This is a genomic window from Bacillus sp. CR71, assembly GCF_003429245.1.
Classification (GTDB): Bacteria; Bacillota; Bacilli; order Bacillales; family Bacillaceae_G; genus Bacillus_A; species Bacillus_A thuringiensis_S.
In genome coordinates, this window is sequence record NZ_CP031748.1 from 3,993,809 (window position 1) to 4,008,627 (window position 14,819).

A 14,819-nucleotide genomic window follows, 5' to 3' on the forward strand; every position below is an offset into this window, starting at 1 on the left:
TATGAGAGGAGTTTATAAAACTATGCGCTATGTTATTATAACAGGAACTTCACAAGGTTTAGGGGAAGCTATTGCCACGCAATTATTAGAAAAAAATACAACTGTCATCTCTATTTCTAGAAGAGAAAATAAAGAGCTTACTAAACTTGCAGAACAATATAACAGCAATTGCATTTTTCATTCCCTAGATCTTCAAGATGTACATAACTTAGAAACTAACTTTAAAGAGATCATTTCATCTATTAGAAAAGAAAATGTATCCTCTATTCATTTAATTAATAATGCGGGTACAGTTGCACCTATGAAGCCAATTGAAAAAGCTGAAAGCGAACAATTCATTACGAACGTTCACATTAATTTACTTGCACCTATGATTCTTACATCTACGTTTATGAAGCATACGAAAGGCTGGAAAGTAGATAAACGCGTTATTAACATTTCATCTGGTGCAGGAAAAAATCCTTACTTTGGCTGGGGCGCTTATTGCACAACGAAAGCTGGTGTAAATATGTTTACACAGTGCGTAGCAACTGAAGAAGTAGAAAAAGAATATCCAGTAAAAATCGTCGCTTTTGCACCTGGTGTTGTTGATACAAATATGCAATCACAAATTCGTGAAACAAATAAAGAAGATTTTATAAATTTGGACCGCTTCATTGCATTAAAAGAAGAAGGAAAACTATTATCACCTGAATATGTTGCGAAAGCTATTCGTAACTTACTAGAAACTGAGGACTTCCCTCAAGGCGAGGTTATTAGGATTGATGAATAATAAAAAGGCGTGCTATTTTAGCACACCTTTTTGTTCTACTTCTCTAAAAATATAAGCACAGACTCCGCAATTTGCTCATAACCGATTTCTTGATAAATTTTATTAGATGTCGGATTCGCTAGATCAGTATATAACGTAGTCGTCTTGTACCCTTCATCTAACATACATTGACTAAGTGCCGCTACACAATTAGATGCGTATCCCTTTTTCCTTGCTTCTTTCGGCGTATATACAAAATTAACTGTTATATTATTTTTAGTTGGTCTCGTTTTTGCAGCTACAGAAACGAGTTTCCTATCCACTTCCAAACCAAACAGTCGATTTGTAGTTATTAATGTATGCGCAGTTTGTTTTGCTTCTTCTTTCGTAGTAGGAAGCTTTACATCTTCACAAAATTGATATATCCACTGTTCTATTAATGGTAATTCATCATTATTTACTGCCCGGAAAAGTCCGTTCGCATTACACCTCTTCTTTACTTTGTTCAGCTCATACACACCTTGCTCCATTGCAACATTCGTTTTCTTATTTTCTAATACCGCAATCTCTTCCGCTAATTTCTGTACAATTTTCTTATTACCGATCAATCCAGGAATATCCGGGTATACTTTCGTTAACTCTTTTGCAAGTTCCTCAATAGCTACTCCTGCAATTTCAGAAGTTGCAACAATGATTTGTTTCTTCTCTTCTGTTTGCAGAAATACAACGGCAATTTCTTCTCCTTGTTTCGCTATCCCCATAAATATCGGTTCTTGGACCATTTGTAATACACCTAATATGAGATTGTTTTCCTGCTCATTCTTTTCTAGAAATGTTGTAACATCTTCTTTAAAATGAAAAATCTCTTCATATACATATAATTGAATCATCGACAATCTCTTCTCTCTATTTATAGTTTCATAAAGTATTGGCGATTAATTCACTAAATTCCTCTTTTACGATTCAACAATATTCAAAGTTAATGAATTCAAATTCGTTTCAGCTTGTAAAATTCTTTGTTTTTCCCTTTCAAATACCTCTTCTTCATTTTGAAATGACTCTTTTCGATTTTTAATCATGCGCTCCATTTCTTTTTTACTCGGTCCACCGTATACATTTCTTTTTTGAATAAAAGCTTCTGGCGATATAATTTCTTTCCACTCTTTTTCTAATAAATTTATTTTAAAATGTTCTTGCAAATACATATTTACATCTTTGAAGTGTAATTCATGTAGTTCTTTTTTCTGCTCCAATGACATATTTGCAATAGCACTTGCTGCATGATGAGCATGCCGAAATGGAATGTCATAATTTTTTGTTAAAACATCTGCGAAATCAGTTATCGTAATTGCATGTTTATAGGAACGACTTTTCAACGTTTCTTCTTCTACTTTCATCGTTCGAACAACTGCATTCATCATACAAAAAACACGAATGGTCTTTTCAATTCCTTTATATAAATACGGCTGCAAGTCATCTTCCGTATCGACAATATCACCAAATGGCGTATTATGGATCATTTGAAATACTGTAAATGCTTCTCCTAAAGCACCACTCGTAATTGCACGAGCGTGTTCAATTGAAACTGGATTTCGTTTTTGCGGCATTATACTACTGATTTGTACATATGGCTTTGCAACAGTAATACCGTCATATTCTTTCGTTGCTAACAACAAAAAGTCATGAATCCATCTACTCGTGTTCGTCATCATTACCATAAGTAGCGAGCTAACTTCCAATAAATAATCCGCCCCGGCAACAGCATCATATGAGTTCTCAATTACATTTGTAAATCCAAGTAGATGAGCAACTCGTTCTCGTTTAATCGGGAAACTTGTTGTAGAGAGTGCAGCCGCCCCCATTGGAGACTGATTTAAAAGTTGGTACGTTTTTTTCATTCGTTCTAAATCTCTTTGCATCGTATCATAAATTGCTAAAGTATAATGACCAAATGTTGTTGGCTGTGCTGGTTGTGTATGTGTATAAGCTGGCATAATCGTTTCCTTGTGATTATCGGCAAGTTGTAATATACTTTCTTGCAATAACAAATGATGCTCCATTAACCGTAGTACATATCGCCTTAAACTCATGCGATACATCGTTACACCCATATCATTTCTACTCCTACCAATATGCATATTACTTACAAAATCGCATTTCGCTTCTTGAGAAATTAAATGTTCGACTAAAAAAAAGAGGTCTTCATGCTGCTCTGTATATACCAATTTATCTTTTGGTATTCGCTCTACTTTTCTAAGTGCGTTTAATATAACTTTAGCTTCTTCTATTTTCATTAAACTTTCTTCAGTCAACATCGTAATATGTGCTTTATGCACTTGAAACATATCTTTCAATAAGTAATTTCGTTGAAAATCAAATACATGTTGTAATACACAATCCACATATGTTTTTCCAGGGAAATCAGCGCCTTCACTCTTTATAAACTCTTCCTTACTCTGTTTCATCACCTTTTCCCCTCTCACCTAAGTATTACTACCCATCATACCCAGAGATAGAAAAAAAGTGCTTGTACATAAAAATAAACTCGGTGCTCTCTGCACCGAGTTTATTTAATAAAAGTCGCATCATACTTATCACTTTGCAACACTTGGAAATGTAAGTTTGCTAAATGTTTCCGTATTTCTGCACTATCGTCTTCATTTAAATTATTCGCTAAAAACACAATTTCTGTACAGTTTCCACGTTTATCCATAGCGTAAACTGCTTTTGTCACCGTCCATGGTGTGTAACCATTCTTTTGCCCAGCATGTCTAAATGTTTTACGGTATTTCTTGGCACTCATGTCTGTTTCAACGATATTTGCCCATACTTTTTCTTCAGCCTCTGTCAAGCCGCCTTTATGGTTTGCTTTTTGAAGTAATACCATATAATCATTTGCGGAAGCTGCTGGTAATCTATCTGACCAAATTTTGTCGTAACGTTCCTCTAAATAAAGCGGAATTTCCTTCTGTAATAATGGTCCCTTCTTCTTTAAGCGTTCATGAATATTCATCGCATATTCACGATATTGCTCTTGAGACATTTCTTTTAACTTTTTTTCTATTTTATATTTTGGAACATGCAATTCTTTATGCAAATATCCCGGGATATATAAAGATGAAACGATTGGAAATAGTGGTTGATGTGCAGGAAGTGATAAACTTTGTAAATTCCGATTAATGTTATCTAATCCTAACAATTCCATTAAGTATTCAGCATTCGCATTCGAACTAAACTTAACCATTCCTTTTGCCACTTCTTCTAAAGAAACCGCTCCTTCAGTTATCTTGCCTGTCTTCTCCAAATACTTTTGCCATCTATCTTGTGCACCTCCATCTGTATTCGGAACATAATAACGATTCACATCATTAATCGAAACTAAACTAGACGAATCAATTTTCCCTTCAGTAACTTGTTTCGTATATTCAAGCGCCACAATTAATTTCATCGTACTAGCGACTGGCAATACAACATTGGGATTTACAGAATAAACAACTTTATCATTTCTCTTTACTAGAAGTGCACTATTTTTTTCATCTTTATGTTCTTCAATAAAAGATGCAATATACTGTGCATCATCATTATTTGAACTCCATACTTTTTTCACTAAAAAGTTACCCGATATTAGCAAAACGAAAATACCCACAATTACTGCGCATACTATAGTTTTTTTCAAGTAAAATTCCTCTCCTATTGTGTAACTCTTCTCTATTTATCATTAAAAAACAAATTAATGGAGATGGTCATTTAAATAACCATCTCCATTATTTTAACTTGTATGCTCCCATTATGTCTACGTCATAAATTTCACAAAATCCTCAAGAAACTTTTTATAATGTAACGACCAACCAATTCGCACCCAATTTTTTAATGCTTTTGCATCAGGTTGAGGCCGAAAATCAGCAATACTCTCTCCTTTTGCAATTCCAACTGTATCTACATCGACACGACGATATACATAGTCTAAAAGGGATGGATTTGCCGCAACCATCATTGTAACGACGTCATGTACTGGGCTTCCTTTTATTTTCGGATTTAACTTTCTATAAGCTTTATAATAATACGTAAATATCGGCTCGATTAACTTATTAAAACTCGTTTTAGAGTGTTTCGTAATATATTTTACCATTTCCGGCGTAATAATTGCTTCAGATGTAACGTTAAGTGGTACTAATGTCACATTTTTAGCATTTTGCATAACTAATTGCGACGCAATCGGATCACCATGAAAATTCGCCTCTGCGACTGGTGTTACATTGCCAGGCATTAAGAAAGCACCGCCCATTATATAATATTCTTTCACATACTTCATCATCGGCTTTTCTAAAATAAATGCCGTCGCTAGTGTTGTTGATCTACCAGCATCGACTATTATTAATTCCCCTTTATATTTTTCAAGAAGATCAAAAAATGCACAAAAAGGCTTTATATTTGGCAAAAAAGTTTTTGGAGGTTTAATTGGCCCTAAACCGTCTGCCCCATGAATTTCTGGATAATACGTTGTAACATCTCCGGATAAAGGAATTTTCGCACCATTAATAACAGGTATATCTTCCCGTCCTGCCATTTGCAATAAATATGCGGCATTACTTGTCGCCTTTTCTTGTGTTACATTTCCATATCCCGTTACTACCCCAACAATATCAATATCAGGATGCAACAATCCATACATAATTGCTAAAGAGTCATCAATGCCTGGGTCTCCTAAAAATAACACTTTTTTCATCGACCTCAACTCCATCCCCTCAGTTGTTATTAATTTATGAATAAACGTGGATATACAGAATAAAAAAGAACAAATTCATACGAAAAAACGCAGTCCTATAAGGACTACGTTCTTCAGCTAACCTATACTGTTTTTTTTACAGCACTCATACTTCCAATAACATAAGCGATAAACGCAAAACAAATTGGGAAGACAACTGTATGTATACCGAACGGATTTGGATAGAAAAGATGAATACACATATATGAACCTACTCCAACGAAAATGGAAGCAAGCGCTCCTGTAGCATTTCCTTTCCTCCAATATAACCCTAATACGATTGGCCAAATGAATGCTGCTTCTAATCCACCGAAAGAAAATAAATTTAGCCATATTAAAAAATCTGGTGGTTTAATCGCCGCTGCATAAACGAGTAGTCCTACAATACCAGTAATCCACAAACTTCCTTTTTTTATCGTACTGTCTGCTGCATCTTTCTTTATGTAATTTACGTATATATCTTTAATAATTGACGAGCTTACAAGTAATAATAAAGAGTTTACTGTAGACATAATCGCTGCCATTGGTGCGGCTAAGAAAACTCCAGCTAACCACGGTGGCAACACTTCCATCGCAAGTAGCGGCATTACTTTATCTGGTACCGTTATACCTGGAAGTACTACTCTTGCAAATACACCTGTTAAATGCATACCGATCATAATTGTACCAACGACAACTGTTCCAATTATTAAAGCTTGGTGCATAGCTTTTGAATTTTTATAAGACATGGCACGCACGCTAATTTGCGGTAAACCTACAACGCCAATTCCAATTAAAATCCAAAATGATGTAACATATGATTTCGTTAAACTGCCATCTGCTCCGAATGGTGTAATTAAATTTGGATTAATTTGAACAAGTTCCTGCATAATCTTTTCAATTCCACCACCAGCAATGACAGTAGCAATTAAAATGATTGTCGTTCCAACTAACATAATGATTCCTAATAATGTATCTGATAGCGCGACTGCACGAAATCCACCAATTAATACGTACACAAGTACAGAAAAAGTAAATAAAAATAGTGCTGTTGTATACGATAGACCCGTTAGTGACTCAATTAATCGTCCACCGCCGACCCACTGGGCTACTGTCGCCGAAAATAAAAAGATAATAATACATAACGCAGAAAGTATAACAACTGCTTTATTATTGTATCTCCCTTTTAAATAATCGATAAGAGTAATTGCTTCCATCTTCCTAGCGATAATTGCAAACTTTTTACCGATAACCGTTAAAACGATATACCCTGTTACAACTTGAATCGCAGATAACAGTACCCATCCAAGCCCCATATTGTAAGCAATACCAGGGCCACCAATAAAGCTACTTGCACTACCGTACGTAGCAATCATTGTCATCGCTAATAATAAACCGCCTAGCTCACGCCCACCTAGAAAATATTCTTGTAAAAATTTATTATGAGCAGTTGCTTGCACGCGTCTTGAAGCATATACACCAATTAAAAATACAACGATAAACGAAATTATCATTGGAATGATTACATACCAATTCATCTATTATTCCTCACTTTTTTCTTCCTCATCGAGTGAAATATCTTGAAATACAAAACGAACAACTAAACTAAGTAAAATAACCATAACGATAAATCCAACGATACAGCTATAAAAAAACCATGTGGGAAAACCGAATACATATGTATATTCACTCGGATTTTTACTACCAAGCCCATAAGCGAATCCGTACCATATTATAAAATTAATAATAGCAAGTCCAAGACCAATTAACGCTTCTCTATGGGCTATTCGAAAGCGTGGATCATCATGATAATCTTTCATTTTTCCCCCTCCTCTCACGATGTATTATTGTACCATTGTTCTTCTAGTTTTTCCTACTAGAAAGCAAAAACAAGCAGGATTTTTTACAATCATATAGAAGGTTCTGTTACATTACATATTTTTTACAATTGTAACACAAATGAAATTTGAATTTTCAGTATTTATTAATTATGATTTTAATTAGAGGCTTTCCATCTAGTTTCCACATCCTTGATTTCGGAATAAGCGCCGTCTCGTACTGCGTTTACATTATATTTTCAAGGGGGTTATACAATGAGTCAACTAGCTGTAAATCTTCATGAAAAGGTAGAAAATTTTCTTCAAGGTACAAAAAAGTTATATGTGAATGGATCTTTCATTGAAAGCGCTTCCGGAAAAACATTTAAAACACCTAACCCAGCAACTGGTGAAACACTTGCCGTCGTTTCTGAAGCTGGTCGTGAAGATATTCATAAAGCTGTAGTCGCAGCTCGTATGGCTTTTGACGAAGGTCCTTGGTCTCGTATGAGCACTGCTGAGCGAAGCCGTCTCATGTACAAGTTAGCTGATTTAATGGAAGAACATAAAGAAGAGCTTGCACAGCTCGAAACATTAGATAACGGAAAGCCAATCCGTGAAACAATGGCAGCAGACATACCACTTGCAATTGAGCATATGCGCTATTACGCTGGCTGGGCTACGAAAATCGTTGGTCAAACAATTCCTGTTTCCGGTGATTACTTTAACTATACACGCCATGAAGCTGTTGGTGTCGTTGGTCAAATTATCCCTTGGAACTTCCCGCTTCTTATGGCAATGTGGAAAATGGGAGCAGCGCTTGCTACAGGATGTACAATCGTTTTAAAACCTGCAGAACAAACTCCACTATCTGCTCTATACTTAGCTGAATTAATTGAAGAAGCTGGATTCCCGAAAGGTGTTATTAATATCGTACCTGGATTCGGTGAATCAGCTGGACAAGCTCTCGTTAATCATCCACTCGTTGATAAAATTGCATTTACCGGTTCTACTCCTGTCGGTAAACAAATTATGCGACAAGCATCCGAATCATTAAAACGCGTTACACTTGAGTTAGGCGGTAAATCACCAAATATCATCTTGCCAGATGCTGATTTATCTCGCGCGATTCCTGGTGCACTTTCTGGTGTTATGTTTAACCAAGGACAAGTATGCTCTGCTGGATCACGCTTATTTGTTCCGAAGAAAATGTATGATAATGTCATGGCTGATCTCGTCCTTTATTCTAAAAAATTAAATCAAGGCGCTGGTCTAAGTCCAGAAACTACAATCGGTCCTCTCGTTTCCGAAGAACAACAAAAACGTGTAATGGGCTTCATTGAAAAAGGGATTGAAGAAGGCGCTGAAGTACTTTGCGGAGGAAATAATCCATTCGATCAAGGCTACTTCGTTTCTCCTACAGTATTCGCTGACGTAAATGACGAAATGACGATCGCAAAAGAAGAAATTTTCGGTCCAGTTATTTCTGCAATACCGTTTAACGATATTGATGAAGTAATTGAACGTGCGAATAAATCTCAATTTGGCTTAGCTGCTGGTGTATGGACAGAAAATGTTAAAACTGCACACTATGTTGCAAGTAAAGTACGTGCAGGTACAGTATGGGTAAACTGTTATAACGTCTTTGATGCAGCATCTCCATTTGGAGGATTTAAACAATCTGGTCTCGGCCGTGAAATGGGATCTTACGCATTAAATAACTATACAGAAGTGAAGAGCGTTTGGCTTAACTTAAATTAATGAGAAAGAACCTGACTTACCTGGTCAGGTTCTTTTCATTATGTATTCCTTTAAACTTGCAGTCCTCCGCTCACATTTAATACTTCACCTGTAATATAAGATGCGTATTCTGATGCTAAAAAGGCTGCTGCGTTCGCAATATCTTCTGGCGTTCCAATTCTACCAACTGGAATAGCGCCCACCATCTTTTCTTTCACTTTATCTGGTATCGTTTTTGTCATATCTGTATCCATAAACCCCGGACAAATCGCATTACAAGTAATACCGAAACTTCCAACTTCTTTCGCTGCTGTTTTTGTTAATCCTACAACTCCTGCCTTTGTAGCCGCATAATTTGCTTGACCTATGTTTCCTTCTCTACTAATTGAAGATATGTTAATAATTCGTCCATACCCTTGTTGTCTCATGTAAAGAAGCGCTGGTTGCATACAATAAAAAACTCCAGTTAAGTTCACTTGTAATACTTGTTCCCAAGCAGACTTCTCCATTTTATGTAACATTGCGTCTCTTGTAATTCCAGCATTATTCACCAAAATATGTAATGTACCAAATTTTTGAACCGCATATTCAATTAACGACTTTGCTTCATTTTGATTACTCACATCACATCGATATGAGCACACTTCATATCCTTCATCTGATAACTCACGTGTCGTCTTTTGTAGATTCTCTTCATTTACATCGCTAATTAATACTTTCGCCCCTAGTTTTGCATAAACCCTTGCAATCTCTTTTCCAATTCCCTGTGCAGCTCCTGTTACAACAGCTGTTTTCCCATTTAAAAACTCCATTCCTATCCCCCATTTCTATTACTTATACTGTATATTTCGGCTTTTTGCTTTCCAATTCCTCTTTGTATAAAAAAGTCTATTTGTGTCAAACTAACTTTGCAACGTCGCATAAACGCAAGGAGATTGTGTCGAATGAACAAAAAGAATTTCAAACAAAGCAAAGCAACTGATGGCATTGATGTTGAGTTCTCTCGCGAACTCGCTGACCACAATGACTTAGAAGCAAACGCACGTGCAAATGCCGCTGATGCACGTCAAAAACCCCAGTCAACCGAAAAATAAGGTACATCACAACCTTATTCTTTTCAAAAGGGACCTACTACCCAACAAAATAAACCGAGAGACATCTCTCGGTTTATTTTCTATATTTTTTTGTATAATGAGCCAAAGTAAGCAACGGATATATATGAGCATAACTATGATAACGAATATAAAACCCACCTGGTAAACCTGTTCCAGTAGGATATTTTTCATTTACATAAGGGTTGGAGAGCAAATATGAAATACCTTTTCGAATGATTGGTGTTTCTTTTTCATAGTAAGAAATGAGAGCATCTAACGCCCATGCCGTTTGGGATGGTGTACTAAATGGTAAAGTAACGAACCTTTTCTCCACACTACTGTGGCAAGATTCTCCCCAGCCACCATCTTCATGCTGTATATGTTCAAGCCATAAAGCTGCTCGTTTTAATGATGGATCGCTAGATGGTATTCCTAGTGACCGTAAACCAGTCAACACTGCCCATGTACCATATATATAACAAATTCCCCATTTCCCATACCATGATCCATTTTCCTCTTGTACATTCATTAACCAATTTATCGCACTTTGTTTTTGTTTCTCGGGCAATTCATTTTGCGCATATGTCCCAAAAAACTCTAGCACTCTTCCTGTAATATCTGGTGTAGAAGGATCTGTAATCATATCACTTGCATTTTCGATTGGTAAATTTGCTAATATACGGCTCGTTACCCCTTTTTCAAAAGCTCCCCAACCACCATCATTATTTTGCAATCCTTTAACCCAATTAACCGCTCTCTTCCAAGCATTATCTACATTTTCGTCCCCTCTACTTCGCGCCAGTGCTCTTAACACAGCAGTTGTATCATCAATATCTGGAATCATCGTATTCACATCCGAAAAGCCCCAACCACCTGGGAATAGATTCGGTGCATGTACACTCCAATCTACTTTCTTCGTTTGCTGTTTTCTTAGTAAATACGCTGATGCATTTTGAATCACTTTACTTGCTTTCGGAACTTGAGCTTCTTGCAAAGCATAACTGAGTAAAGCTGTATCCCATACAGTTGACGGAGAGTTTTGCAAATGGCTCCCTCTCTCCATCTTCCATATATAAGATGCGATTCCCGTTATAGCCTTCTGAATAATTGGCGATTGAATAGAATGCCCTAATGCAAGTAAAGCATAAATCATATAAAACGAGGCAGTTGCGTAACTATATAATGTTCCATTTTCATCAATACGCTCTTTCATAAAACGTTCTACTTCCTCATATCCTTTATGATGCAAAGAAAGTGGATACGTTATAATTTTCTTCACCTCACTTAATAACGTTTGAAAAACTGGAGACCGATCCTCCCGAAACCATTCTCCGCCCCCGCCTGCAATGTGATTTAAATTTGGCAATAACTTTTTCCCTACTCGAAATCTTTTATTTAAACACAACATCATCGGAATTAAATGGATACGTGCTGAGCTACTCAATTCAAATATACTGAGGGGGGAATCGTTCTGCAGAAACATTATTGGTGTTGGCAAATGAAAGAGAGAAGGATATTCATATTCTCCATGAATCGCTAATAAAAACTTCGTCATAAAATGAGCACGCGCCACCCCCCCGCGCTCATTTATAAACATTTCCGCTCGCTTCATATTCGCATCTTCTTTTGTATATTTTTCCGATGCAAGTAAGGCAGCATAAGATTGAATTGTAGCAGATAAATTACCACCCACTTCATCTTCATACAATTTCCATGTTCCTTCATTTGTTTGGAGTGATGCTAATCTTTTTACAAACGGTTCTATCTCTTTATCTCTACCTAATAATTTTAATAAAAAAATCATATGACAATCTGTTAGTGGCGCTCCTTCAAAACAAAACCGCCACGTACCATCTTGCCGTTGCATCGTTTGAAGTGCAGTTGTTCTTCTCGCTATTTCTTCATGCACTTTTTCATATAATAACAAGTTACTCACCCACCCTTTCGAAATCCGTATAACGATATTCAAAAAGGTAGCTGAATATGTATGAAAACAAAGAAAAGCAGAACATATAAAATGTTCTGCTCATAAACAATATCCTACTCCGACAATAATCCCTAATAAAGCACCGACTACTACTTCATACGGTGTATGCCCAACAAGTTCATTTAACTTCTTATATTCTGTTTCTCTACCGTGAAAAAAGTCATTCAATATTTTTGCTTGTTTACTTACTGCAAGCCTTACTCCTGAAGCATCATACATTACAATAATGGCAAAAATAGCAGCAACCGCAAACATCGAGCTTTCCACACCTTCCACAACTCCAACTCCTGTAGCAAGCGCTGTAACTGTTGAAGCATGAGAACTTGGCATCCCACCTGAAGCAAAAAACTTTGCAAAATCAAATTCACCCGTTTTAACTAATTTAAAGACTACTTTCGTTAATTGTGCTAAAAACCATGAAATTACAGCTGCCATAAGCGGATCATTATGTAAAATTGTTTCCATGTTCTCAGCTCCTTACTGACTATAATGGAAATTCTATATAATATAAGTATAAAGAAAAATGCGTAGAAAATACTACGCATTATGATACTTTTGCTGATTTATTTTTTATAAATTTCGGTTGTTTCTGCACTAAAAACTTTGTTTTCGCTACCGAGAATACAAATAAAGCAACCCATATACAGAAAAATGCAATCATATGTGTAGATGTGAAATGTTCACCAAATACAAATACACCTAAAATTAAGCTAATTGTTGGCGCAATATATTGTAAAAATCCCACCATATAAAGCGGAATAAGTTGTGCTCCTTTTGCAAAATAAAATAGTGGTAATGCTGTTACAATACCTGCTCCTATTAAAAGTAACGTTGATAACATTGAAATAGATCCAAATGAGCCGAAACCATGTGCTCCTGTCATAACAAGATAAATGATCGCAAACGGCGTCACTAACATGGTTTCCATCGTAAGTCCAATTGTAGCATCATAGTTTAATAGTTTTTTCGTTAATCCGTATAATCCAAATGAAAAGGCAAGTGAAAGAGAAACCCACGGAATAGATCCGAAACGTACTGTTAAAATGACAACCCCTACTCCTGCTAAACCAACTGCAACATATTGCCAAAAGTTTAACTTTTCCTTTAAAACGACTGTACCAAGTAAAATACTAATAAGCGGATTAATATAATAGCCAAGACTCGCTTCAATAACATGATTATGATTAACGGCCCATATGTAAACAAACCAGTTTCCGCTAATCAAGACTGAAGCTATTGTTAATGACATTAATAATTTAGGTCGTTTAAAAAGATTCACAAATTCCCCAATAAACTGGCGAAACCTCTTCGTAACACCTAATACAAGTAACATAAAAACAAATGCCCAAACGATGCGGTGCGCTAATATTTCATCTGCTGGAACTTCCTCAACCCATTTCCAATAAATCGGTAGAATTCCCCACATCGTGTAAGCACCAGCCGCATATAGTATCCCTTTTTTTTGCTCTGCTGATTGACTCCCCATCTTCCTTTTTCTCCCCTTCTCATTTTTTCTCCATTATACGGTCTCACATGCTCACTTTACCAATAATCAATCTGCATTTCTTTCGACATTTCTCATACAACGAATAATAAACATACCGTTATTACAACAAGTAACGGTATGCCGAAAACAAATTTCTTTTTATGAGTTTTATGATGAAACATATACATGCCGATCCAAGCTCCAACTGCTCCTCCAGCTGCCGCCGATAAAAACAACGTACTTTCTGGCGTTCTCCACTGTTTCTTCTTTGCTTTTCGTTTATCAAGCCCCATAAGGCTAAAAGCTATAACGTTAATAATAAGAAAATAAATCCATTTCATCGCTTTCTCTCCTTATGAAAAATTCGATTAATAGTAACACGAAAAAACGACGGAAACAACTGAAGAACTCTTTTTATCCAACTAGTTTCATTCCTTTTTCTTAATTAATTGCCTTCATATTTATATAACCAACTAAAATCGCAATTAAAGCATTTAAATAGAAAAACGTTATGAGCAGAATCTTATATTTCATTACATTCACCCACTACCATATCATCAAAAAAATTGCTCTCAATCACTTTCTCATCAAAATGAAGAACTACAATTAGCCCTACATATAAAGAAACAAAATTTAGAAACCATTCCCCATTCTCATCTTTCTTAGCTAAGCATTTAAATATCTCTTGAAATTGCATACGCTCGTCTGCAGCAACAACCAGACGCACACCAAAATATTTCAATACGAGATTCAACTTCAGCTGCACGGATAATGATAAAATATATTTTAATAACTCCGTATACTCTGCACAATCTTTTTGACTATACAACTTCACAAGCTTTTGATGTAAAGTAGAAATCGATAATTCTTCGTCAGTCACTTTAGTTGCTTCTACCATTTCAATCATCTTTTTCATATTCATTACATTCACCCCTTCTGAAAAAATTCTAAAGCCAAAGAGTACTTAATTCAAAATGTACAATAATTGTGCGTTTCTCGTCTCTCGTTCTTCCTCACTGACTAAATCATACTTTTTTAGGAGGTGAAAAACATCATTTAATAATTTCTGTGAATGAATACCTTGCAAAAAACTCTTTAACTCTTTAAAGATCCCTTCAGGTAAAAAACTCTTTTGACTTTCAAGCTTATTCATCACATCTTCAATAGAATGATCAATGTTACATGCCATATTAAACTTCC

The 14,819-nt window shown here is 35.9% G+C and carries 16 protein-coding genes; 3 read left to right on the forward strand and 13 right to left on the reverse strand.

Features of this window, described 5'->3' with window-relative positions; all coding sequences use genetic code 11:
- Window positions 1–22 precede the first annotated feature (22 nt).
- Window positions 23–772 carry a (S)-benzoin forming benzil reductase gene (locus DOS87_RS19925; protein ID WP_001271058.1) on the forward strand — a complete coding sequence of 250 codons (750 nt, stop codon included), beginning with the start codon at window positions 23–25 and terminating at the stop codon, window positions 770–772.
- Between the two features lie 35 nt (window positions 773–807).
- Here the strand turns inward: DOS87_RS19925 and DOS87_RS19930 are convergent, their stop codons facing one another.
- The 6 genes from DOS87_RS19930 to DOS87_RS19955 all read right to left on the reverse strand — a co-directional run bounded on the left by DOS87_RS19930 (window position 808) and on the right by DOS87_RS19955 (window position 7,315).
- Complete coding sequence (locus tag DOS87_RS19930; protein ID WP_000615511.1) at window positions 808–1,641, reverse strand: GNAT family N-acetyltransferase; 834 nt, start codon at window positions 1,639–1,641, stop codon at window positions 808–810.
- A gap of 66 nt (window positions 1,642–1,707) precedes the next feature.
- Window positions 1,708–3,216: an argininosuccinate lyase gene (gene argH / locus DOS87_RS19935; protein ID WP_014895313.1), complete on the reverse strand. Its 1,509-nt coding sequence runs from the start codon at window positions 3,214–3,216 to the stop codon at window positions 1,708–1,710.
- Window positions 3,217–3,317: 101 nt separating this feature from the next.
- Complete coding sequence (locus DOS87_RS19940; protein WP_081143774.1) at window positions 3,318–4,427, reverse strand: serine hydrolase; 1,110 nt, start codon at window positions 4,425–4,427, stop codon at window positions 3,318–3,320.
- A gap of 117 nt (window positions 4,428–4,544) precedes the next feature.
- Window positions 4,545–5,477 carry a nucleoside hydrolase gene (locus DOS87_RS19945; protein WP_000756464.1) on the reverse strand — a complete coding sequence of 311 codons (933 nt, stop codon included), beginning with the start codon at window positions 5,475–5,477 and terminating at the stop codon, window positions 4,545–4,547.
- A gap of 122 nt (window positions 5,478–5,599) precedes the next feature.
- On the reverse strand, window positions 5,600–7,033 hold the full coding sequence (gene panF / locus DOS87_RS19950) for a sodium/pantothenate symporter (RefSeq protein WP_001104822.1): 1,434 nt from the start codon (window positions 7,031–7,033) through the stop codon (window positions 5,600–5,602).
- Window positions 7,034–7,036: 3 nt separating this feature from the next.
- Window positions 7,037–7,315, reverse strand: a complete 279-nt coding sequence (locus DOS87_RS19955) for a YhdT family protein (RefSeq protein ID WP_000656243.1) — start codon at window positions 7,313–7,315, stop codon at window positions 7,037–7,039.
- 273 nt (window positions 7,316–7,588) lie between these two features.
- Between DOS87_RS19955 and dhaS the strand changes: the two genes are divergently transcribed.
- A complete protein-coding gene (gene dhaS / locus DOS87_RS19960) occupies window positions 7,589–9,073 on the forward strand; it encodes an aldehyde dehydrogenase DhaS (RefSeq protein ID WP_000080306.1) in 1,485 nt (494 codons plus the stop codon).
- 50 nt (window positions 9,074–9,123) lie between these two features.
- Here dhaS and fabG read toward each other — a convergent pair whose 3' ends face one another.
- A complete protein-coding gene (gene fabG / locus DOS87_RS19965) occupies window positions 9,124–9,864 on the reverse strand; it encodes a 3-oxoacyl-ACP reductase FabG (RefSeq protein WP_000395038.1) in 741 nt (246 codons plus the stop codon).
- 132 nt (window positions 9,865–9,996) lie between these two features.
- On the opposite strand from fabG, the gene DOS87_RS19970 reads away from it, so the two are divergent.
- Window positions 9,997–10,146: a YfhD family protein gene (locus tag DOS87_RS19970; protein WP_001035811.1), complete on the forward strand. Its 150-nt coding sequence runs from the start codon at window positions 9,997–9,999 to the stop codon at window positions 10,144–10,146.
- A gap of 73 nt (window positions 10,147–10,219) precedes the next feature.
- Here the strand turns inward: DOS87_RS19970 and DOS87_RS19975 are convergent, their stop codons facing one another.
- The 6 genes from DOS87_RS19975 to DOS87_RS20000 form a co-directional block, all read right to left on the reverse strand.
- Window positions 10,220–12,073, reverse strand: coding sequence for a terpene cyclase/mutase family protein (locus DOS87_RS19975; protein ID WP_098578229.1), 1,854 nt, complete (start codon window positions 12,071–12,073; stop codon window positions 10,220–10,222).
- Between the two features lie 99 nt (window positions 12,074–12,172).
- Complete coding sequence (locus tag DOS87_RS19980; RefSeq protein ID WP_000447819.1) at window positions 12,173–12,598, reverse strand: divergent PAP2 family protein; 426 nt, start codon at window positions 12,596–12,598, stop codon at window positions 12,173–12,175.
- A gap of 79 nt (window positions 12,599–12,677) precedes the next feature.
- Complete coding sequence (rarD, locus tag DOS87_RS19985) at window positions 12,678–13,619, reverse strand: EamA family transporter RarD (RefSeq protein WP_000535541.1); 942 nt, start codon at window positions 13,617–13,619, stop codon at window positions 12,678–12,680.
- A gap of 92 nt (window positions 13,620–13,711) precedes the next feature.
- Entirely contained in the window at window positions 13,712–13,960 is a 249-nt protein-coding gene (locus tag DOS87_RS19990; RefSeq protein WP_000871349.1) for a DUF1294 domain-containing protein, read from the reverse strand.
- Window positions 13,961–14,142: 182 nt separating this feature from the next.
- Window positions 14,143–14,541 (reverse strand): hypothetical protein, encoded by a 399-nt coding sequence (locus tag DOS87_RS19995; protein ID WP_081143771.1) that lies wholly within the window; start codon window positions 14,539–14,541, stop codon window positions 14,143–14,145.
- A gap of 42 nt (window positions 14,542–14,583) precedes the next feature.
- A complete protein-coding gene (locus DOS87_RS20000) occupies window positions 14,584–14,808 on the reverse strand; it encodes a hypothetical protein (RefSeq protein WP_000752380.1) in 225 nt (74 codons plus the stop codon).
- Window positions 14,809–14,819 lie beyond the last annotated feature (11 nt).

Excerpts from the sequence above, each read along its gene's own strand:
- DOS87_RS19980 (WP_000447819.1), bottom strand. The coding sequence starts at position 12,598 with ATGGAAACAATTTTACATAATGATCCGCTTATGGCAGCTGTAATTTCA.
- DOS87_RS19990 (WP_000871349.1), bottom strand. The coding sequence starts at position 13,960 with ATGAAATGGATTTATTTTCTTATTATTAACGTTATAGCTTTTAGCCTT.
- DOS87_RS19955 (WP_000656243.1), bottom strand. The coding sequence starts at position 7,315 with ATGAAAGATTATCATGATGATCCACGCTTTCGAATAGCCCATAGAGAA.
- dhaS (WP_000080306.1), top strand. The coding sequence starts at position 7,589 with ATGAGTCAACTAGCTGTAAATCTTCATGAAAAGGTAGAAAATTTTCTT.
- DOS87_RS19930 (WP_000615511.1), bottom strand. The coding sequence starts at position 1,641 with ATGATTCAATTATATGTATATGAAGAGATTTTTCATTTTAAAGAAGAT.
- DOS87_RS19995 (WP_081143771.1), bottom strand. The coding sequence starts at position 14,541 with ATGAATATGAAAAAGATGATTGAAATGGTAGAAGCAACTAAAGTGACT.
- DOS87_RS20000 (WP_000752380.1), bottom strand. The coding sequence starts at position 14,808 with ATGGCATGTAACATTGATCATTCTATTGAAGATGTGATGAATAAGCTT.
- DOS87_RS19925 (WP_001271058.1), top strand. The coding sequence starts at position 23 with ATGCGCTATGTTATTATAACAGGAACTTCACAAGGTTTAGGGGAAGCT.
- rarD (WP_000535541.1), bottom strand. The coding sequence starts at position 13,619 with ATGGGGAGTCAATCAGCAGAGCAAAAAAAAGGGATACTATATGCGGCT.
- fabG (WP_000395038.1), bottom strand. The coding sequence starts at position 9,864 with ATGGAGTTTTTAAATGGGAAAACAGCTGTTGTAACAGGAGCTGCACAG.
- DOS87_RS19970 (WP_001035811.1), top strand. The coding sequence starts at position 9,997 with ATGAACAAAAAGAATTTCAAACAAAGCAAAGCAACTGATGGCATTGAT.
- DOS87_RS19945 (WP_000756464.1), bottom strand. The coding sequence starts at position 5,477 with ATGAAAAAAGTGTTATTTTTAGGAGACCCAGGCATTGATGACTCTTTA.
- panF (WP_001104822.1), bottom strand. The coding sequence starts at position 7,033 with ATGAATTGGTATGTAATCATTCCAATGATAATTTCGTTTATCGTTGTA.
- argH (WP_014895313.1), bottom strand. The coding sequence starts at position 3,216 with ATGAAACAGAGTAAGGAAGAGTTTATAAAGAGTGAAGGCGCTGATTTC.